Here is a 20,845-nt window from a genome sequence, read left to right as displayed (position 1 = left end):
CATGAAAAAAATGTGGTTTACGCTTATGCTGGTCTTCGTATTTATTCTCAGTGCTTGCGGCAGTCAGCAACCGGAAGAGCGCAACAACGCCAGCTCGGCTGCACCAAAAACAGAAGCTCCGGCACAGGAGACAAAAACAGGCACGCTTACTTATCAATCGGAAACAGGACCCGTCGAAGTGCCAGCAGATCCGAAACGGGTTGTCGTACTCGCTTCCTACGCAGGCAATGTGATGGCGCTGAATGTGAATCTGGTTGGGGTAGACGCTTGGGCGAAGAAGAACCCACGTTTTAACGACAAACTCAAAGACGTTGCTGAAGTCTCTGAAGAGAACATCGAAAAAATTATCGAGCTGGATCCGGATCTGATCCTGGCCTTGTCTGATGTGAAAAACCTCGACAAGCTGAAGCAAATCGCTCCGACTGTTACCTTTACATACGGGAAGCTTGATTATTTGAGTCAGCATGTTGAAATCGGGAAAGTGCTGAACAAAGAAAAGGAAGCACAAGCTTGGGTCGATGATTTCAAAAAACGAATGGAAGAAACAGGAAAAGAGATCAAGGCGAAAATCGGTGACAACGCGACGGTATCAGTTATTGAAAACTTCGATAAACAGCTTTATGTATACGGCGACAACTGGGGGCGCGGTACAGAGATTCTCTTTCAGGGGATGAAGCTGAACATGCCTGAGAAAGTAAAAGAAACGGCTCTTAAGGAAGGCTATTTTGCGCTCTCCTTGGAGGTATTGCCTCAATTTGTAGGAGACTATGTCATCTTGTCCAAAAACAAGGACACGGATAATTCCTTCCAAGAGACGGAAACGTATAAAAACATGCCAGCGGTCAAAAACAATCACGTATTTGAAGCGAACATGAACGAGTTTTACTTTAACGATCCGCTTACCCTGGAGTATCAATTGTCATTTTTCAGCGAGCATTTCCTTGGAAAAAAATAAGGGACACGTAAGGAGGAATTCTTTTCAGGAAGAATTCCTTCTCATTCGTCTAGAAGAGGAAAGTGAGATGGCAAATGACAAACGATAATCGACGCTATTTATTCGGGCCGAAGCTGGTCGCTTCGTTTCTTGTTTTTTTGGTGATGTTCGCCATCGCCATGGTTTTGGGAGCAGCAGATACCAGCTTGAGAGATGTATGGATGGCGCTGACGACGCGGGCAGCTGGCGAAAAAATGTCACTTCTACGAGAAATTCGTCTGCCTCGAGAGGTCGCTGCCATCTTCGTTGGATCGGCATTGTCCGTTGCAGGAGCGATCATGCAAGGGATGACGAGAAACCCTCTGGCCGATCCGGGATTGCTCGGGCTGACAGCAGGAGCGAACGCTGCTCTGGCCATCACGATTGCCTTGATTCCTACAGCGAACTATTTAGGCATCATGGTGGCATGCTTCATCGGCGCGGCAATAGGCGCCCTGCTCGTTTTTGGAATGGGGTCGCTGAAAAAAGGGGGATTTTCGCCGCTGCGCATGGTGCTGGCGGGCTCAGCGGTTTCAGCCTTTCTATACGCGGTAGCAGAAGGGGTAGCGCTTCACTTCAAGGTTTCCAAGGATGTCTCCATGTGGACAGCAGGGGGCGTCGTTGGAACGTCGTGGAGTCAGCTGCAGATCATCATTCCCTTTATCACGCTCGGAATCATTCTGGCCGTCATTTTGTCCAGACAGCTGACAATTCTCAGCTTGAGTGAAGAGGTTGCAGTGGGACTAGGACAAAAAACGATGCTGATCAAAACCATTCTCTTCATCGTGATGATCCTGCTCGCAGGAGCGTCGGTAGCGCTTGTAGGAAATATGGCGTTCATAGGTCTGATGATTCCCCATCTGGTGCGTCCGCTGGTTGGCACGGATTACCGTTTTATCATTCCGATGTCTGCCGTGATCGGAGCTGCTTTTATGCTGCTGGCAGATACACTCGGGAGAACCGTCAATGCGCCTTACGAGACACCTGTAGTCGCATTGGTTGCTGTGCTGGGATTGCCCTTCTTCCTGTTCATTGTCCGGAAAAGGGGGAAATCGTTTCTATGATTCATCCAGCTTTGATTAGAAAACAGCGAATTCTCTTGATCGTGCTTTTGGCAATGACAGCAGCTATTATCGTGATCGGCATGGGTATGGGCTATTCTTCGCTGTCCTATGACCGTTTGCTGCCCACATTGCTGGGGGAGGGAACATTTAAAGAAGAGTTTGTGCTGTTTGAAGTTCGACTGCCGAGGTTGATTATTACGTGGCTGGCAGGAATGGCTTTGGCCTTATCGGGTGCTATTCTCCAGGGCGTTACTCGAAACGACCTAGCAGAACCGGGGGTAATCGGGATCAATTCCGGTGCGGGTGTCGCCATTTCGTTGTTCTTTTTGTTTGCTCCTATTGACGCGGGGGCGTTTGCCTACCTGCTGCCGGTCATTGCGTTTGCAGGGGCGATTCTTACGGCATTGTGTATCTACTTCTTTTCGTATAGCAAGCGCACAGGGCTGCAGCCGGTGAGGGTCGTACTGATTGGGGTAGGCTTTTCCATGGCGCTATCCGGAGCCATGATTGTTCTCATATCGTCAGCAGAGCGGGAAAAAGTAGATTTTATCTCCAAATGGCTGGCGGGAAATATATGGGGGGCCGATTGGCCGTTCATCTGGGCTATTTTGCCTTGGCTGGTTATTCTGATACCGTTTACGCTATACAAGGCAAATCGCTTGAACTTGTTATCGTTAAATGAGCCTGTCGCGATTGGCGTAGGGCTTGCCGTAGAAAAGGAACGCTTGATCCTGCTGCTGACAGCCGTCGCCTTGGCTGCCTCTGCTGTATCAGTTACGGGAGGGATCGCGTTTATTGGTCTTTTGGCACCACATCTGGCAAAAGCACTCGTAGGTCCCCGGCATCAGCTGAATGTGCCGGTAGCCATTGTTCTCGGCGGAGCGCTGCTGCTGCTCGCCGACACGATTGGACGCAATCTCGCTGACCCGGATGGAATACCAGCGGGAATCATGGTAGCCTTGATCGGGGCACCGTACTTTTTGTACTTGTTGTGGAAGAAGTCATAGAGATGGGAAAGAGCAGGGGCCACTGGCTTCCTGCTCTTTTTTCTATCTCTATCCTACATGACGACTCTGTGCCCAAGCTTCAGCGAAATGCGTTCGGAAGCCTCCACGATCAAGTGCTTGAAGCCGTCTAGTTGGTCGTCGATTTCCACGGCGGGACCGATGATTCCAATGGCGGCAATCGCCTCGTTATTAAGACCAATGACCGGAGAGCCGATTCCAGTCACACCGAGGTTGGTTTCATTTGTCTCAATGTAGTATCGATCGGATCGGATCTGTTTCAGCCGTTCGCGTACGACTGACGGATCTCTCAGCGTATGCGTCGCGTGCTCAGTGACAGGCAATTGCAGGATCCGCTCGATTTCCTTGTCAGGCAAAAAGGCGAGGAGAGCAGGGCCGAGGACTCCGTAAATATAGGGCCGGCGCTGGCCGACAAAGGATGAGAATTTCAATCCCTCTTGCTTCTCTTTTTTGAAGATATAGAGGATTTCGTCCGCATCTTTCGCCGCCATGAGAACCGTTTGACCCGTTTTGAGCTGCAGGTCTGCCAAGATATCTTCTGCTTCCTTGCTGACATCGAGGACAGATGAGAGCAGAAAGCCGAACTCCAAAAGACGCAGCCCGGGCTTGTATTGCAGGCTTTTTTCATCAAACTTCACTAGTCCGCGCGTTTCTAGGGTGCACAAGATGCGATAGACAGTAGAGTGAGGGATTTTCGTCAGATGAGTGATCTCTTCGATGGTGAGGCTGGGTCTATCGATTGTAAACGCTTGCAGAATATCGACGGCTCTGTTTATCGAGCGGATCGGGTTCATATTTACATCACGCATAAGGACCTCCAAAATGACCAAATGTATCTTTTTTCATATCAAGTATACACAGCATGACCAAGAAAAACGAACAAGATTTTACAAAACGAGAGCTTTAGATTTAATTTTCAAAAAACATTGACTACTTTTTTGGTTTTTGTTACCTTTAATTCAGAAAACGAGTTGATAAACTCACTATACGAGTAGAGAGGGTGTAAGTAAAGTGAAAATTGCGCTATTTAATCATTTTCTTCCCGGAGTCGTCGAGGGAAATCGCATTTATGATCTCTCATCGGTGATCTCCTGGGACCAAGCCAACCCGCAAGCTTCCCTCATTCGCCTCATGGAGCGATTTGAGGATCTGAAGCCGCAAATAGAAGATGCCCTTTCTCAGGTTCCGTCCTACGCCCTAGAGGACGTTCGTCTGCAGCCGCCTGTCCCGCAGCCAACCAAGATTGTGGCGGCGCCTGTCAATTACTACTTGCATCAGGATGAGATGAATGAGCAATTCAGCAACGCCGAATACACCATTGAAAAGCTCGGTTTTTTCTTGAAAGCGCCTTCCTCTATCATCGGGCCTGGCGATACTGTGAAGCTGCCGTTTCGCGAGAGAAGAACGGATCATGAAGCGGAGCTGGCTTTCGTAGTCGGAAAGCAGGCCAAAGATGTCCTGGCATCGGAGGCGCATCGTTACATATTTGGTTACTTTGCCTTGATGGATATCACGGTACGGGGAAAGGAAGATCGCCCGTGGCGCAAATCATTCGATACGTTTACCCCCATTGGTCCTTGGATTGTGACGGCTGATGAAGTAAACAACCCGAACGAATTGGGCTTTCAATTGTGGGTGAATCAAGACGTGCGCCAATCCGCCAACACGAAAGATTTGATCTACGACTGCTATAAATTCTTTGAGGTAGCCTCTGCTGCGATGACACTCGAACCCGGAGACATTTTGACAACCGGAACGCCTGAGGGAGTCGGCCCGATCGAGGGAGGCGACACGATCCGTATCCAGATCGACAGAATCGGCGAATTCAGTGTCTCTGTTGAGTACAAGTAGGGAGGAGTTTTGGCGATATGAAACAGTCCGTTGATTTGCATTCGTTTCACGAAAAACTGGACCGTAACAATCTGGGGCCACTCTGGGCATCGATCCATGATCTGAATACCATTGAACCGAAAGCAAGACCCATTCCTTACTTGTGGAAGCGGGAACTGATTGAAAAGCATCTGGAGGAAGCGGAAGATTTGCTTCAGGTAGGGGACGGAGCAGACAGGAGAGCTGTTTTTCTGATCAATCCAGGCATGAAGGATTTGATCCCTTATGGCTGGGGGGGAGCTACCCATACGCTTTACGCGGCAGTGCAAGCAGTCAAACCGGGAGAGATCGCTCCTGCCCATCGGCATACGACGACAGCACTGCGTTTCATTATGAAAGGCGAGGGTGGATCAGGAAGAGTAAACGGCGAAAAAATCCCCTTTGAGCCGGGGGACTATCTGATTACCCCTACGTGGACGTGGCACGATCATACCAATCAAGGCGAAGAGACGATCATGTGGATGGATTGCCTCGATGTTCCTTTTACTTTGTTCATGAATGTGTGCTTTACCGAGTTTTACCCCGAAAAGCAACAAGAGCTGCTCGTCCCGGATGATTACAGCTCGAAGCGTTATCAGGGCGGCATGGTTCGTCCCATTTCGGATCGGACTCCGAGTATCGCGCCATTGGGCCGTTACAAGTGGGAGCTGACCAAAAAAGGCCTGGATGGACTCAGTGAATTTGAGCCGGATCCCTTTGACGGCTATGCGATCGAGTACATCAATCCCTCGACAGGTAAAGATGCGAATAACCGGATTGGCGCGCGCATGCAAAAGCTTCCGCCGCAATTTTTTGGAAAAGCGCATCGCCATGTGCACAGCAATGTCTATCACGTATTTAAAGGCAGCGGCTACACCGTGATGAACGGAGTGAAGTTTGAATGGTCAGAGGGAGATTTCTTCGTCATTCCGCCGTGGGTCTGGCATGAGCACGTAAATCTGTCGGAAACAGAAGACGCGCTGCTCTTTTCTACGAACGATTTGCCGATTATGGAAGCGTTCGATTTCGAGCGGAAGGAAGAATACCAGGAAAACGGTGGCTCGCAAATTATTACCGAGGTTTTCGTGCCGATTGAGGAATAATTCTGATTCAAGCAAAGGAGTGGAGACACCATGTTCAAGGATCCTATTGTCATCGCTGGAGCTGGCCCCGTAGGAATGACGGTCGCAGACATCCTGTCACTGAAAGGAATACCGGTTGTTGTTTTGGAGAAGGGCTCGACACCGAGTCGGGAATGGCGTGCTTCTACCTTTCATGCAGGGACAATGGAGCTGCTAGAGCCTTTTGGTGTCGCTGACGAGCTCATGAAGAGAGGACTGCCGGCGGATAAAGTCCAATACCGGGATCGCAAAACGGGATTGTATGCGGAATTTGACTTTAGCCTTTTAAAGGATGAAACGAAATATCCGTTCCGCCTGCAATGCTCGCAGGCCACCTATGTGGAGATTTTGGCGCAGCGCCTCAGCACGCGCCCACACGCCAAACTGTTGTTCGATTCTGAAGTGGTTGATTTTGAACAAGATGAAAGCGGTGTCAATGTTACGGTACAGACACCTTCGGGAAGCTATCAAATTCGCACACCGTACCTGTTGGGGGCAGATGGAGGAAGAAGCACTGTCCGCAAAAAGCTGGGTGTGGGATTCGATGGCTATACGCTGGAAGAAAGATGGCTGCTGGTAGGAACCCCCGTACCTTTTGATCGCTATATTCCTGATCTCGCTTTTGTGAATTACATTTCGGACCCGGAAGAGTTCCTGTTCATTCTGCGTGTTCCGGAAGCATGGCGTTTCCTGTACCCGATCTCACCTGAGACAAGCGATGAGGTAGCGCTCAATCCCGAGAACATCCAAAAAACGCTGCAAAAGGCGCTTCATACGACAGATACCTTCCCGATCGTGGAAAATACCATCTACAAAATCCATCAGCGCGTGGCGGATTCCTTTTATGACGGGCGCGTGATTTTATTGGGAGATGCGGCGCACATCAATAGCCCGATGGGAGGCCTGGGACTGAACAGCGGTATCCACGACGCGATTGATCTGAGCATCCGTCTGCTTCGCATCGGCGAAGGAGCAGAGTCTGGTCCGGAATTCGCAACCTACAACGAAGTGCGCCGTCGGGTGGCTTTGGAATACGTTCGGAAAATCAGCGAGAAAAATACGAACGTCGTAAAAGAAAAGGATCCCGCTCATCGCCTGCAGCTGCAAAAGGAGATGGCAGAGCTGGCCGCGGACCCGGAAAGAGCGAAGAAATGGCTCCTGGCATCGGCCATGATCGCCAGTGCACGAGAAGAAGGAATCGGCGAGCTTCCGAAAACCCAAGTCTAGTTTCGTAGAAAGCGAGGGCGAGAAAAGGATGAGTGTGGGCCGTATACATTTGCTGATCAATAATGAAGAGGTTCCGACTGAAACATATAGGGAAGTGCGAGATCCGGGCCGCCTGTCAGATGTGGTAGGGCTGGTAGCAAAAGGCTCCACCCAGCATGTGGGAATGGCAGTAGAAGCAGCCCATCAGGCATTCCTCTCGTGGCGCAAGACTCCGTTGCACGAGCGGATGGCTCTTTTGAAGCAGGCAGCCTCCCTCTTAGAAAAAGAAGCCTCCGATTTGGCTGTTATGGTATCGAGAGAAAATGGGATGCTTCTTTCGACAACGAAGCTGGAGATCACGCATTTGGCGATCTCTGCGATTCAAAATACAGTCGAGCTGGCTGAGACCTTTTTCCAAGAGACACGGGTGGAGGATGCACACAGCTGGGTGAGTGTGGAGAAAAGGCCGATCGGGGTCATCGCGGGCATCGTCCCCTGGAATGCTCCGCTTGTCCTGACGATGCAAAAAGTTGCTCCGGCTCTGATCGCGGGCAACACGATTGTCATCAAGCCTTCTCCTTTTGCCCCTATGGGAGTGTCTACGGTATTGAAAAAGATGGCAGCACTTTTTCCACCGGGCGTGATCTCCGTCATTCATGGTGATGCCGATGTAGGCAAGGCTTTGACTTCACATCCGCTCGTACGGAAAGTTTCGTTCACCGGTGGCGGAAGAACCGCAGCGCATGTGATGAGAGATGCGGCGGATGCTTTGAAAAGCGTTCACTTCGAATTGGGAGGGAACGACCCTGCGATCGTTCTCGACGATGCAAACTTGGAGGAGGTCGTCCCGAAAATAGCAGCTGGGGTATTCCGACGTTCCGGTCAGGTCTGCTTTGCGATCAAGCGAATCTACGTGCCCCAGCATTTGTACGATTCCTTCCATGCGAAGTTTTGTGAATATGTGGATTCCTTCAAAATCGGACACGGGCTGAATGAACAAGCTACCTTTGGGCCGCTCAACAATAAACAGCAATACCAGTACGTACAAGATTTGACGACGCGATTGAAAAATAGCCAGGCAACCGTCACTCATCTGGGAACAAAGCTGGAGCCAGACAACTGGGAGAACGGCTACTACCTGCAGCCAGCTGTCGTCAGGGATGTGGAGCCAGGACAGGAAATCGTGACGTGTGAGCAGTTTGGCCCCGTGATCCCCCTCATCTCGTATCGAACGGAAGAAGAGGCCGTGGAGATGGCGAATCAAACGGAGTACGGCTTGGGCTCATCTGTCTGGTCGGCTGATCCGGACAGGGCATTGCGTCTCGCGCGTGAGCTTGAGGCTGGGATGACCTTTGTCAATGGTCATGGTCAAACACCGCTCGGGTACCGTCACATGCCGTTTGGTGGAGTCAAGCAGAGCGGGATCGGGAGGGAGAATGGGGAAGTGGGACTCGCGGAATACATCGAATACCACGCCATCAATCTCCATCGGACGACTTGAGAGAAGAGGGGGAGTTGGCAAGTGGAAGATAATCAGATCGCATACAACACAGCGGATGCCTTGCTGGACGCTCTGCAGGAGTGGGGCGTATCGTATCTGTTCTCCAATCTGGGCAGCGATCATCCCGCGATCATCGAAGGCTTGGCTAAGGCAAAAGCAGCAGGCCGTGCACTGCCAGAAGTCATCCTATGTCCGCATGAAAGCGTAGCGATGAGTGCTGCCCACGGATACGCGCTATTGAGTGGAAAAGCACAGGGCGTGTTTGTCCACACCGATGTCGGCACGCAAAACTTGGGCGGGACCGTTCACAATGCGGCGAGATCACGTGTCCCTGTCTTCATTTTTTCAGGAGAGACTCCTTACACCATGGAAGGGGAGCTGCGAGGAACGCGAAACACACATATCAACCATCTGCAAAATGTGTATGACCAACGCGGAATTGTGCGTCCTTACGTGAAGTGGGAGTACGACATCCGCACCGGCAAGAATGTGAAGAGACTTGTGTATCGGGCCATGCAATTAGCCCACTCCGACCCGCAAGGCCCGATTTATTTGACGGGAGCAAGAGAGGTACTCGAGGAAGAGGTCACGCCTTGTATCGATTCCCCGGAAAAATGGGCCCCAATCGAGAAAACTCCACTGCCCAGCTCAGCTGTAGAGAAAATGATGGCTACGCTAGGAAACGCGAGACATCCTTTGGTCATTACCTCCTACCTGGGGCGAAATGCAAAGGCCGTGCAGCAGCTGGTCGCTTTGTGTGACACGCTGGCCATTCCCGTTATTGAGCAAAACGCCAGTCATATGAATTTTCCGTGGGATCACCCGATGCACCAAGGCTTTCAGGGGCGGGAATGGGTGGAGAAGGCGGATGTTATCCTCGTCATCGATTCCGATGCTCCGTGGGTGCAGACTCTTTTCAAGCCCAAGGAAGATTGTCAAATCTACTACATTGATATCGATCCGCTCAAGCAAGATTTGCCTTTGTGGTATATGCCATCTACTTGCTTCTACCAGGCAGATTCCTGTGAAGCACTCGACCAGTTGAACGACGCGATCCACTCGGTTCCCTTGGACGAAGAGGTGATCTCGGAAAGATACGAACGGCTGGCGAGAGCGCATGCAGATCAGCGGGAGCAGTGGAAGCTACGGGAAAAGCAGCCAGAAGATGGCGTGATCACGGCGGAATGGCTGACAGCATGTCTGCGGGAAGTCATCGACGAAGACACGATCGTCATGGATGAGACGATCACCAATGCACTTGCGGTGACTCAGCATCTGCCTCGAACCAAACCGATGACCCATTTTGTGAATGGCGGAAGCTCCTTAGGGTGGGCTGGAGGGGCAGCCTTTGGAGCCAAACTGGCCCAACCGGACAAAACGGTAGTAAGTCTTACCGGGGACGGCTGCTACCTGTTTGGAGTACCAGGCTCCCTGTATTGGATGTCGCGAAGGTACCAGGTGCCGTTTTTGACCGTGATCTACAACAATCAGGGCTGGAACGCGACCAAGCAAAATCTGCTGAAGCTCTACCCGGATGGAGCAGCCAAGCGTGACGATCGTTACTGGGTCAATTTTGATCAACCGGCGGATCTCGCGAAGTTGGCCGAAGCGGCTGGAGGAGCATACGCCAGAACGGTAGTTGACCCGCAGGAATTGAAAGAAGCGCTGCAATCTGGCATGGAGGCCGTCAAAAGCGGACGATCCGCGGTCATTGATGTGCGCATTGCGAAAATATCGAACCAAAAAGACTAGCCCGTATAGGGGCAACAGCGATTTTTCATTCATTCTTAGATCGCAAGGTAAAAAGGGGGTTATTCAGGATGAGAACAGCATGGAAAAGTGTGATCGGCTTGCTTATGTCTACAGCTTTGCTCATGAGTGGCTGTGCCCAATCCAGTTCCACAGGATCGTCTGCGCAGCCAGCAGCGTCCAATGCTACGCCAACAAAGCCCAATGCGCAAAACACAGCACAGGCAGATGCACCCAAGCAAAAGCTGCCTGAGATGACGAAGCTGAATATCGGCAGTGCGGCCCTCACCACACAAGATATTACGACCGTTTTTGTTGGAAAAGAGAAAGGAATCTTTGAGAAATACAATTTGGACGTTCAGATTCAAGGCGTGGAAGGCGGCGTAGTCGCGCTCCGCGGTTTGCAATCAGGCAACTTCGACCTGACGTTTGGCCTGCCGGAAAATGTGATCTCCGGTGTAGCGCAAGGAGCCGACATGAAGATTATCGGGGCTTCTGTTTCGGAATCGCTCTTCAAAGTTTTCGTCTCCCCTGACATCCAAAAGGTAGAAGATCTGAAGGGAAAAGCAGCAGCCGTACTCCAACCCAATAACGGAACAGACATGCAGATGAGATGGTGGCTGCAAAATAATGGCCTGCAGCCGGATAAAGACGTGACTATCATTTCGGCTGGAGCATCGCCTGCTCGCCTGGCAGCTTTGAAAACCGGGCAGGTAGCCGTCACACTCATCGCGACTCCCTCTGATGTGGAAGCAGAGAAAGCGGGTATGAAGGAAATGGCGGTAATCAAGGACGAGTTAAAAGGGCTCAACCATGACGTCATTACAGCGAGCGGCAAAATGATCCGTGAAAAACCGGAAGTCCTGAAAGCGTTTATGGCTGCGATGGTGGAATCGATTCAATTTGTGAAAGACCCTAAGAATTTGGATGAGGTCGTGAAAATTGGTGTGAAGGAACTGGGCTTTAGCGAAGAGGTCACACGAAAAGGCTTGGAATTCGTACTGCCCACCATTCCGGATGACGCGAAATTCAATAAAGAAGGCATTGAGTTCTCACTTAAAATCGCGAAGGATATCGGGATCATCGATGATAGCCTTACGATCGACAAAGTAATCGACGAAAGCTTTTATCCGAATTGACAGCGAGAGGAGTTGGAAGAAGATGGCGCAGGCAGTTCCCGTATTGGATTTTCATCAGCTCAATGTCATTTACAACGAGGGCGAGCCCAATCAGGTACACGCTTTAAATAACGTGTCGGCAAAGGTCTATCCCGGAGAGTTCATCTCCATCATTGGGCCGAGTGGATGCGGAAAGAGCACGCTTTTGCATACGCTCGATGGATTAAATCGTCCCAGTGCCGGGAAAATCTACATCGATGGTGTGGAAGTCAACGGACCTGGCGGCGATCGCGCGATGGTATTCCAGGATTTCGCCCTGATGCCCTGGCATACGGTATTCGATAACATTGCTTTTGGATTGCGGCTAGAGGGAAAAAGCAAAAGTGAAATCCAGGAGAAAGTCATGCATTACATTCGCATGGTGGGATTGGATGGCTTCGAGTCCAAGTATCCGCATCAGCTATCCGGCGGGATGAAGCAGCGTGTGGGAATTGCTCGTGCCTTTGCGGTGGAGCCAAAGATTTTGCTCATGGACGAACCGTTTTCCGCCATTGATGAACAGACGAGGGAAATCATGCAGGAGGAAGTCCTGAAGCTGATGCTTCACGAAAAGAAGACGGTCATCTTCATTACGCACTCGATTGACGAGGCTGTGTTTCTCTCCAACCGGATTTTCCTCATGTCAGTTCGTCCCGGCAGGATCGTGGAGGAGCTGACGATTGACATCCCTTACCCGCGTACCTTGGAGACAAAGCTATTGCCTGAATACCAAGACTACAAATCGCAAGTCTGGAACCATTTAAAAGGCGAAGTCAAAAGACAGTATCAAAGGGGGGAAGCATGATGTCCGAGCTCAGCAAAGCGGTGACGACAGGCAGTACATCCATCCCTGCGAAAAAGAAGAGAAAAAGCATGATCTCTCCAGCCGTAACCTACCCTGTCATTACTGTAGTCATCATTTTGGGTATCTGGGAAATTTTTGGCCAACTTGGGATGATCGATACGTTTATCTTCAACTGGCCGAGCAATATTATCGCAAGCATCTGGCAGTTCATGGCAAACGGCGCTGTCTTCGAGCATTTATTGACCAGCTTCATCGAGCTTGCCATCGGATTTGCTCTGGCACTCATCGGCATTCCCATCGGTCTCGCTCTCGGATACTGGAGAAAGCTAGACTATGCGTTTGATCCGATTATTATCGCTTTGTACACGACACCTGTGATCGCACTGACGCCGCTCTTCATCCTGTGGTTTGGGCTGGGCCTGTTGTCCAAAATCATGATGGTCTTTACGATGTCGATCTTTCCGATCCTCATTAATACAACGGCAGGGGTGAAGACGACAGACACTTCCCTCATCAAGGCAGCGCGTTCCTATGGTGCCACGGAGCTGCAACTGTTTAAAGAGGTCATTTTCCCGTCCTCGATGTCCTACATCGTAACCGGGATCCGATTGGCGATTGGACGCGCCATGATTGCGGTCGTAGTAGCTGAGATGCTCGCTTCCACCCAAGGGATTGGCTATGCAATCAGGCATGCATCCGAGCTGTTCAAGACAGGCGAGTATTTAGGGTATGTAGCCGTACTCATGGTGATATCGGTCGTTTTGAATCAGCTGCTGAAAGTGCTGGAGCGCAAAATTGCCCCTTGGCGCTTTTGAGCAGAAGCCGCATAGCTTCTCCTAAGAAAACCTCTATCGAGGCCATCTCATGGAGGAGTGACCGCGATTTATCGGAAGGTTATTCATGCTGAATCAGGTAGATGGCTCACGTCGTTTATACTTTCTGATTCAGTAAGAAAAGGCGTGTAGGAACCGATGGGTTCCACACGCCTTTTTGCAGCGGTCATTACGCGCTTTTCTTTTGAACAGTCTGTGCAGGCATCAGGAGCCGCTTCCACTTGATCTGGGGAACGCCGATCGCTGCGAGGATCATCAGGACCCCGCCCCATTGCGACAGCGACACCGACTCACGCAGGACGAAGCTGGACAAGAGGACGACCGCAGGCAATTCCGCTGCGCTGAGAATGGTAGCCAGTCCGTTGCCAATGCGAGGCACGCCCACCGACAAGCAAAAGATCGGAATGACGGAACCGAAGAGAGCGACGAGCAGTCCGAATGGCAGCAAGCCTTCCAGTAAGCGTCCGTTTATCAGAAAAGCAGGAGGATAGACGATCGAAATCATGACCGCCGCCAGGCTAATCGAAATGGCACTTCGCAGGTACGGATTCATGTCCGCGAGAATCCGTCCGCTAAAGAAGATGACGAAGGCAAAGGTCGCTCCGGACAGCAGTCCGCATGCGAGTCCCGTCAAGCTGATGGTCTGCCATCCTGACTCTCCAAGGCCACTGGCAAAGACGGTTCCGATCCCGAGCATCACGATCGATACCCATTTAGCAGGAGATGGCCACTTACGCTGCGCGACAGATTCCAAAAGGACACCGATCCAGGTGAACTGGAAGAAAAAAACGATAGCGAGCGATGCAGACATTTGACTGACGGCTTGATGGTAAAAGAAGCTGGACGATGCCATCATCAAGCTGACAGGAATGAGCTTCAGCACATATTTCCATTGGAAGCGCTGCTTGGAAAAGAACAGAGCCATGATGGACATGATCAGTCCACCAAAGATCAACTGACTGCTGCTCATCTCATAAGGGGTGAATCCAGCCTGGAAGGACAGCTTCATAAATAAGGAAAGGACTCCGTAGCTGCAAGCACCCAGCAAAACCAATAGCACCGATTTCCAGTATGTCATAGGTGAAATTCCCTTCTGAAATAGTGAACTTTTATGAATAAAACCTATTGTACTACAGGTGATTTATTGGTACAATGAAAAATTGCGACTCGCTTTATCTGGTTACTGTGGTAGCAAAATGCTCTGCTGCTTTGTTACCACAGCAGTGGACGAAAAGGTGTACTTCGGTACGTATACTCGCCATTAATACATAGCGATCTACCAGCAATTCCGTTACACTACTACCATAAGTCTGGCATACGTGGAGGCACAGAGATGAAACAAGGGGTCTTGTACGGGATTGTGGCGTACTTGGCTTGGGGAATGCTTCCATTTTATTGGAAGCTATTTCAAAGCATGGGGTCGCTGGAAATTTTGGCCCACCGAATAGTATGGTCACTCATTTTTGTTCTTTTCATTATTGTCATTACGAAGCGTTGGAAGCCGTTATGGGCGGCGGCGCCCGGAGCGAAGCTAAAGGGAGCGCTGTTCCTGTGCTCCATGCTGATCAGTGCCAACTGGCTGCTGTACATTTGGGCTGTTACCAATGATCACGTGATGGAAGCGAGTCTCGGCTATTACATGAACCCGCTGATCAGCGTATTGTTGGGTGTCCTCTTTTTGAAAGAAAAGCTCGGCATCGGACAGTGGGTGGCACTGGGAATGGCTGCACTCGGGGTTATTTTCATCACGGTCGAGTATGGTCAGGTGCCGTGGGTGGCTCTATCGCTCGCGTTAACCTTTGCCTTTTATGGATTGGCGAAAAAGCTGGTCAATCTCGAGGCGATGTTCGGTCTGGCATGGGAAACCGTTTTTGTAACGCCGCTTTCGCTTGTCTACCTGTTTATCATTGAAATGAACGGCACAGGTACCGCGTTTGCACTGGAGTGGTGGAAATTCGTGTTGCTTCTGCTTGCAGGAGTAGGGACTGCCATGCCGCTGTACTGGTTTGCGCAAGCGACCAAGCGCCTTCCATTGTCGACATTGGGCTTTATTCAATATTTGTCGCCGACCATCCAGCTGTTGAGCGCGGTCTTCCTGTTCGGAGAAGCGTTCACGACGACCCATTTGATATCATTCTCTCTGATCTGGGGAGCTCTGCTCGTCTTTACGATTAGTTCGATGAGAAAGAAAACCGTGAGTGTTCAGATGAAGCCAGATCAAGCCATAAAAGAGCAAGCATAAGAAAACCTCTATCGAGGCCATCTCATGGAGGTGCGACCGCGTTTTAGTGGAAGGTTTCCATGCGTTTCATTTCCTATACGTTAAAAAAACTCCTGACTTTTGTCAGGAGTTTTTGCATGGTCAGGCTACTTAAGCCTGTTTGGAGCGGCGATAAGCCCCGTGGTTTGTCGGTCCTACGTATTGATTGAGTGCAAACGAATGACGGATGGCTTCAGTAATAAAGTCCTTGGCTACATTCACGGCTTCGCGAACAGAATTTCCCTTCGCCAGCTCCGCACAGATTGCAGCGGAGTACGTGCAGCCTGCACCGTGGGTGAAGGTAGTGTCAAAGCGCTCCGATTCCAACACCTCAACGGATTGTCCATCATAGTAAACGTCAACAGCATTTCCGTGTTGCAGCTTGCTGCCGCCTTTTACCACTACATAGGAAGTTCCGAAGTCGTGAATGCGTTTCGCGGCTTCTTTCATATCTTCTACGCTTTTCAGTGCGCCCAGTCCGCTCAGGATTCCGGCTTCAAAGAGGTTGGGCGTCGCTACGGTTGCGCGAGGCAGCAGTACTTCGCGCAGGCTGATCGCGATCTCTGGATGGAGGGCTTCGTCAGCACCTTTGCAAATCATAACCGGATCGACTACGACGTTTTTCAGTTGGAATTGCTCGATTTTGCGGGCAGCCAGCTCAACCAGCTCAGTCGTTCCCAGCATGCCGGTTTTCGTCGCGTCTACGCCGATCCCTGCGAGTACGGTTTCCAGCTGTTTCTCGAGTACAGCTACATCAATCGGGAACACATCATGATGCCAGCCATTGTGCGGGTCTTGTGCAACGATAACGGTGAGAGCGGTCATTCCGAATACGCCAAGCTCCTGAAAGGTTTTGAGGTCAGCCTGTTGGCCAGCTCCGCCGCTCGTATCGGAACCGGCGATGGTGAGTGCTTTACGCATGGTCATTTTTCTTATCTCCCTTTGTAGTTGAGTAGGAATGTACGATTCCCGTTCGGTGACGGATTTACGTACTGTACTGGACTGTTTTGTTCTATCTCTATTGAAAAGGAAAAATACGGCGGTGTCAATAATATTCCCGTAAATGCAAAAAAACCGCTCTCCGGTTTTTACGGATAAGCGGTCGTCTTCGAATGGGTATCGTTTATTTTATGGAAGCAGCGTGATGAAAAGAGAAGCTGATGGACGTAGACATGGATTTGGCGCGTGCAGATGCCAGCTGTTTCGCTTGCTTCGCTGCTTCAAACATGCTCGGTGCCTTGATGATCTCAACCCATTTGCGTGTGGCGGTTTCAAACATAAATCGATAGATGGTCATCTTTATCTGCCCTCTCGTGTTTTCTTCACATCCTTAGTGTATCAGTGATAAGTACGAAAAAGGTTATGGGTTTGTTACATTATTTTGAAGAACATGTTGCAGCCGTGTGAACTTGAAAAATATTGGCAGTTGCCTGTTACGTTTTTGCCACTCTCACGTCTATAAATGTGTACCCAAATTTTCCATTTTGAGCAAGTGATGAGGGGCGTAGCAGAGATGAAAAATGCAGCAGGAGAGCTGACAGTGACAGGAGTGAATCACAGCTACGGGACAGGAAAGATAAAAGTTCCCGTACTGTTCGATATCAATCTGCACATTAGCAAAGGGGAGTTCGTTGCCCTGTGCGGTTCCTCGGGATCTGGCAAATCGACATTACTGAATTTGCTGGCAGGGTTAACCAAACCGGATGAGGGCAGTGTAATGGTCAGCGGGGAGGAAATATCGCGTTACAGCGAAAATGAGTTGTGCTTGTTCCGACGCAAGAGCATGGGCTTTATTTTTCAATCCTACAATTTGCTTCCCAATCTGACGGCGCTGGAAAACGTCGAACTTCCTTTGATTTTTGCAGGGGAGGGCGTACGCAAGCGAAGGGCGCGAGCGACAGAGATCCTCGAGCATGTGGGCTTGACCGGAAGACTGGATCATAAGCCTAACGAATTGAGCGGTGGACAACAGCAGCGTGTCAGTATTGCACGGGCACTGGTAAATCAGCCAAGCATCATTTTGGCAGACGAACCTACAGGCAATCTGGACAGCAAAACCGAGCAGGAGATCCTGACTCTCATGCGGCAAATGAACAAGGAAAACGAAACTACGTTCATCATCGTTACCCATGAGCAAGAGGTAGCTGAACAATCCGACAGGGTCATTTATTTGCAGGACGGACGTGTCGTACAAAAAAGGACAAGACCTGCGTAGAAGCGGGTATGAGGTGAACGTTTGTGAAAGTAGTAGATTCTTTTCGCATTGTTTGGCGAAATCTGTGGCGCATGAAATTGCGTACTGCCCTCACTTCGGTCGGGGTCATGATCGGAACAGCGGCGATCGTCGCGATGATTGCATTGAGTCTCGGGTTGAAAGAGAATGCCGTCAAAAGCTTGGAGAATTTCGGCAATTTGACTGAGATGGACGTAGAGCCGATGTATTACATACCGGAAGAGGATCGAGTCATTCCGGATGATGAACGAAAGAAGCTGAATTTCGAAGCGGTTCAGGAACTGAAGAAAATTCCCGGTATTGCGGCAGTCATGCCGGTGAAGCGCCTCCAGGAGCAGGCAAAGCTGAAGGTGGGGCGCCGGGAAGGTTATGTGGAGTTGATCGGGGTCGATGTCAACGAGTCAGCAGCCTACCGCAAAAACGATGTAGAAAAAGGTACCTATTTATCGGGTTCCCCGCAAGAGGTCGTCATCGCCTACGATGTGCCGCGAGAAATGCGCGATGTGGAAAAGGAAAAGCGGGAGGCGCGCCGCAGTAATGTCGATGCGAGAAAAAATGGCCCTTCCGCGATGCCTCCGCCGGATATGGGGGGAGGAGCCCCGACTGCGCTCAATCTCGTGGATAAGGCAGCCACGATTGTCCTGTCACGGGAGTACCGCGTAGATGATGAGCCCAAGTACGAAAAGAAAGAGATGCGCGTAAGGGTGGTTGGACAATTGCAAAAGTCTGACAACCAGCGTTATGCCACAGCCGTCTACGTACCGATCAGCGTCGTCAAGGAGTTGAACGATTGGGTCAACCGGGGCAGGGGTGACGAGATGGCGGAAGGCTCCACACGCCGTACTCGCGAAGAGGCCAAGCAGGACCACTTTGAGTTTGATCAGCTGACGGTAAAGGTCGAATCTCGCGAGAAGGTAGAGAGCGTTGTAAAAGCGCTAAAGGAAAAGGGGTATGAAGTGTGGTCCCCTGCACGGGAGCTGGAGACGATCAACAAGTTTTTCTTTGTCATTCAGCTCGTGCTGGGTGGTATCGCAGCTATTTCTCTTCTGGTCGCGACGATTGGTATCGTCAATACGATGATTATGTCCATTTTAGAGCGTACCAAAGAGATCGGAATCATGAAGGTAATCGGAGCCACTGTACTCAATATTCGCTGGCTGTTTCTGATGGAGTCCGGCTTCATCGGACTGATCGGCGGATTGACGGGGCTTGGACTGGCATGGGGAGCCGTCGAGGTGGTCAACTACTTCGGTTCAGCAGGTGGACTCATGGACAATTTGAATATGGGCTACGGCAGGGGCGCCGAAGGAGAAGCCGCCGCGAAGCTCGCCGTTATTCCGGGGTGGTTAGCCCTGTTTGCCATCGGTTTTTCTTTTGTTATCGGTTTATTGGCAGGTATTTTCCCTGCGATTCGGGCTTCGCGTTTGAGTGCCCTGCAGGCGATCCGATCTGAATAAGGAAATGTGAGGAACGAGAGAATGAACAAGAAGAAGTGGATCATTATCGGGGCAGTCGTTGTTGTATTAGGTGGAGGCGGCTACTATGGATACACCGCCATGAAGGCAAAGGATGTGGCAACGGAAGAGCAGCCGCAGGAGCAGCCCTCTTTTCCTACAGCGATGGTCGACGTAGGGGAAGTCAAAAAGACGATTTTTGCATCTGGTACCGTTGAGGCAAAAGCAAGGGAAGAAGTAAAGCCGGAGATCAGCGGCAAGGTCGAGCGCCTGCTGGTCAGCGAAGGGCAGTCCGTGAAAAAAGGGGACGTGCTGTTTACGGTGGACAGCACGGACGCACAGCTGGAGCTCCAAAAACAGGAGCTGAGCATACTCCGAGCCCAGAAGGAACTCGATGAGCTCAAGCAAAAGAAAGATCGGATCCTGGCAGATAAGATGGGGAAGGTCAAGGAAGTGCTGGTGAAGGAAGGCGATGTGGTCACGCCGGATTCCGTGGTTGCCAAGCTGACGAACACCGACTATTTGAAAATTACAGGGAAGTTTAGCGCATATGAAGCAGAGCAATTCCGGATGGGTCAAAAGGTAAAGATATTCGTTACCGCCTCTTTGTATTACGTGGACGGGACGATAACCGACATCGATCTAGTGGGACAAAAAGAAAAAGGAATCGGCGGCGTACACAATGTGGAAGTGCTGGTGAAAAAGCCGGGAGCCCTGTACGTCGGGGACATGGGGGAAGTCCAGTTCACAGATGCCAAGGGTGTACTGTACGCGAGCCAAATGGCTACACCGTTCGAGCTGCCTGACGAAATGGAGCTTTTGGCAGGGACTCATGGAAAGATCGGAAAGGTCGAGGTGGAGAAGGACGATGAGATCAAGGGCGGGCAACTTTTGTTTAAAATGGATATGACCTCATCCGAGCTGGAGCTGCGGGAAAAAGAACTCGCACTCAAAGAATCGCTTCTGACGATGGAACAGAAGAAGCGTGAGATCGCGAAAAAACAAGTGGAGGCGCCAATCGCCGGAGTCATTACCAAGCTGAATGTAAAGGAAGGGGAAACCCCAACCTCAGGAGAGCCGGCTGTGGTGATCATGGATGCGACATCTGTCTACTTTCTTGCCGCAGTGGATGAGATTGATATTCCGGCGATCAAGATGGGACAGAGCGTGGATGTGTACGTAACGGCATTTGGCAATCGCCCATTTAAAGGAAAGGTAATCGAAATTCCGAAAGAAGGCACGAAGGAAGACAAATCGGTACGGTTCACCGTGAAGGTCGAATTGAGTGAAACCAGTGAAATGAAGCATGGCATGACGGGTGACTGCGATATTTACGTGGAGCAGAAGGACCAGGTAAAACGGCTTCCTTTGAATGCCGTTGAGGTTATGGAAGAAGGAAAAGGCACCGTCATGATCAAGGATCCTGCAACAGGTCAGCCGTCTCCAAAAGAAGTAGAGATCGGTGTGGAGGGCTCGGACTTTATCGAGATCAAAAGTGGACTGGAAGAAGGAGCAGAGGTACTGGTGACCAACGTCTGATCCATCATTTTATAAGAAATTACAAAAACATCCTCGGGCTACATGTTTGCTGCATG

The 20,845-nt window shown here is 50.6% G+C and carries 19 protein-coding genes; 15 read left to right on the top strand and 4 right to left on the bottom strand.

Translation table 11 applies throughout. The features are described from left to right. Position 1: 1 nt before the first annotated feature. The 3 genes from EDM59_RS00830 (at position 2) to EDM59_RS00820 (ending at position 3,044) form a co-directional block, all read left to right on the top strand. Positions 2–955: an iron-hydroxamate ABC transporter substrate-binding protein gene (locus EDM59_RS00830; RefSeq protein ID WP_122921895.1), complete on the top strand. Its 954-nt coding sequence runs from the start codon at positions 2–4 to the stop codon at positions 953–955. Between the two features lie 74 nt (positions 956–1,029). Continuing rightward, entirely contained in the window at positions 1,030–2,037 is a 1,008-nt protein-coding gene (locus tag EDM59_RS00825; protein WP_122921894.1) for a FecCD family ABC transporter permease, read from the top strand. Then, positions 2,034–3,044, top strand: a complete 1,011-nt coding sequence (locus tag EDM59_RS00820; RefSeq protein ID WP_122921893.1) for a FecCD family ABC transporter permease — start codon at positions 2,034–2,036, stop codon at positions 3,042–3,044. The genes EDM59_RS00825 and EDM59_RS00820 overlap by 4 nt, the downstream gene beginning before the upstream one ends. Positions 3,045–3,097: 53 nt before the next feature. On the opposite strand, the gene EDM59_RS00815 is transcribed toward EDM59_RS00820, so the two are convergent. After that, entirely contained in the window at positions 3,098–3,871 is a 774-nt protein-coding gene (locus tag EDM59_RS00815; protein ID WP_122921892.1) for an IclR family transcriptional regulator, read from the bottom strand. A gap of 202 nt (positions 3,872–4,073) precedes the next feature. Here EDM59_RS00815 and EDM59_RS00810 point away from each other — a divergent pair, with 202 nt between their 5' ends. From EDM59_RS00810 to EDM59_RS00775, 8 genes are all read left to right on the top strand, one after another. Next, complete coding sequence (locus tag EDM59_RS00810; protein WP_122921891.1) at positions 4,074–4,913, top strand: fumarylacetoacetate hydrolase family protein; 840 nt, start codon at positions 4,074–4,076, stop codon at positions 4,911–4,913. Positions 4,914–4,930: 17 nt separating this feature from the next. Beyond that, entirely contained in the window at positions 4,931–6,034 is a 1,104-nt protein-coding gene (locus tag EDM59_RS00805; protein ID WP_122921890.1) for a cupin domain-containing protein, read from the top strand. 30 nt (positions 6,035–6,064) lie between these two features. After that, positions 6,065–7,279, top strand: coding sequence for an FAD-dependent oxidoreductase (locus EDM59_RS00800; protein WP_122921889.1), 1,215 nt, complete (start codon positions 6,065–6,067; stop codon positions 7,277–7,279). A 28-nt stretch (positions 7,280–7,307) separates the two neighbouring features. Continuing rightward, positions 7,308–8,759 (top strand): aldehyde dehydrogenase family protein, encoded by a 1,452-nt coding sequence (locus EDM59_RS00795; protein ID WP_122921888.1) that lies wholly within the window; start codon positions 7,308–7,310, stop codon positions 8,757–8,759. A 21-nt stretch (positions 8,760–8,780) separates the two neighbouring features. Continuing rightward, positions 8,781–10,511: a thiamine pyrophosphate-requiring protein gene (locus EDM59_RS00790; protein WP_246010847.1), complete on the top strand. Its 1,731-nt coding sequence runs from the start codon at positions 8,781–8,783 to the stop codon at positions 10,509–10,511. A gap of 68 nt (positions 10,512–10,579) precedes the next feature. After that, on the top strand, positions 10,580–11,647 hold the full coding sequence (locus EDM59_RS00785; protein WP_122921887.1) for an ABC transporter substrate-binding protein: 1,068 nt from the start codon (positions 10,580–10,582) through the stop codon (positions 11,645–11,647). 22 nt (positions 11,648–11,669) lie between these two features. After that, entirely contained in the window at positions 11,670–12,470 is an 801-nt protein-coding gene (locus EDM59_RS00780; protein ID WP_122921886.1) for an ABC transporter ATP-binding protein, read from the top strand. Further along, positions 12,467–13,285 (top strand): ABC transporter permease, encoded by an 819-nt coding sequence (locus EDM59_RS00775; protein ID WP_122921885.1) that lies wholly within the window; start codon positions 12,467–12,469, stop codon positions 13,283–13,285. Before EDM59_RS00780 ends, EDM59_RS00775 begins: the two co-directional genes overlap by 4 nt. A gap of 187 nt (positions 13,286–13,472) precedes the next feature. On the opposite strand, the gene EDM59_RS00770 is transcribed toward EDM59_RS00775, so the two are convergent. Beyond that, positions 13,473–14,381 carry an EamA family transporter gene (locus EDM59_RS00770; protein WP_122921884.1) on the bottom strand — a complete coding sequence of 303 codons (909 nt, stop codon included), beginning with the start codon at positions 14,379–14,381 and terminating at the stop codon, positions 13,473–13,475. A gap of 255 nt (positions 14,382–14,636) precedes the next feature. On the opposite strand from EDM59_RS00770, the gene rarD reads away from it, so the two are divergent. Next, entirely contained in the window at positions 14,637–15,545 is a 909-nt protein-coding gene (gene rarD / locus EDM59_RS00765) for an EamA family transporter RarD (protein WP_122921883.1), read from the top strand. 129 nt (positions 15,546–15,674) lie between these two features. Here rarD and pdxK read toward each other — a convergent pair whose 3' ends face one another. Together pdxK and EDM59_RS30855 are read right to left on the bottom strand one after the other, a co-directional pair. Next, a complete protein-coding gene (gene pdxK, locus EDM59_RS00760; protein ID WP_092267686.1) occupies positions 15,675–16,490 on the bottom strand; it encodes a pyridoxine/pyridoxal/pyridoxamine kinase in 816 nt (271 codons plus the stop codon). 196 nt (positions 16,491–16,686) lie between these two features. Further along, a complete protein-coding gene (locus EDM59_RS30855) occupies positions 16,687–16,860 on the bottom strand; it encodes a hypothetical protein (RefSeq protein ID WP_170184436.1) in 174 nt (57 codons plus the stop codon). 216 nt (positions 16,861–17,076) lie between these two features. Between EDM59_RS30855 and EDM59_RS00755 the strand changes: the two genes are divergently transcribed. The 3 genes from EDM59_RS00755 to EDM59_RS00745 are packed head-to-tail and all read left to right on the top strand — an operon-like array spanning position 17,077 to position 20,789. After that, entirely contained in the window at positions 17,077–17,778 is a 702-nt protein-coding gene (locus EDM59_RS00755) for an ABC transporter ATP-binding protein (protein WP_122921882.1), read from the top strand. A gap of 23 nt (positions 17,779–17,801) precedes the next feature. Then, positions 17,802–19,253: an ABC transporter permease gene (locus tag EDM59_RS00750; protein WP_122921881.1), complete on the top strand. Its 1,452-nt coding sequence runs from the start codon at positions 17,802–17,804 to the stop codon at positions 19,251–19,253. A 21-nt stretch (positions 19,254–19,274) separates the two neighbouring features. Beyond that, a complete protein-coding gene (locus EDM59_RS00745; RefSeq protein ID WP_122921880.1) occupies positions 19,275–20,789 on the top strand; it encodes an HlyD family efflux transporter periplasmic adaptor subunit in 1,515 nt (504 codons plus the stop codon). Positions 20,790–20,845: the final 56 nt, after the last annotated feature.

It is taken from the genome of Brevibacillus nitrificans (assembly GCF_003710965.1).
Taxonomy (GTDB): domain Bacteria; phylum Bacillota; class Bacilli; order Brevibacillales; family Brevibacillaceae; genus Brevibacillus; species Brevibacillus centrosporus.
This window is presented reverse-complemented; position numbering and strand designations above follow the sequence as displayed.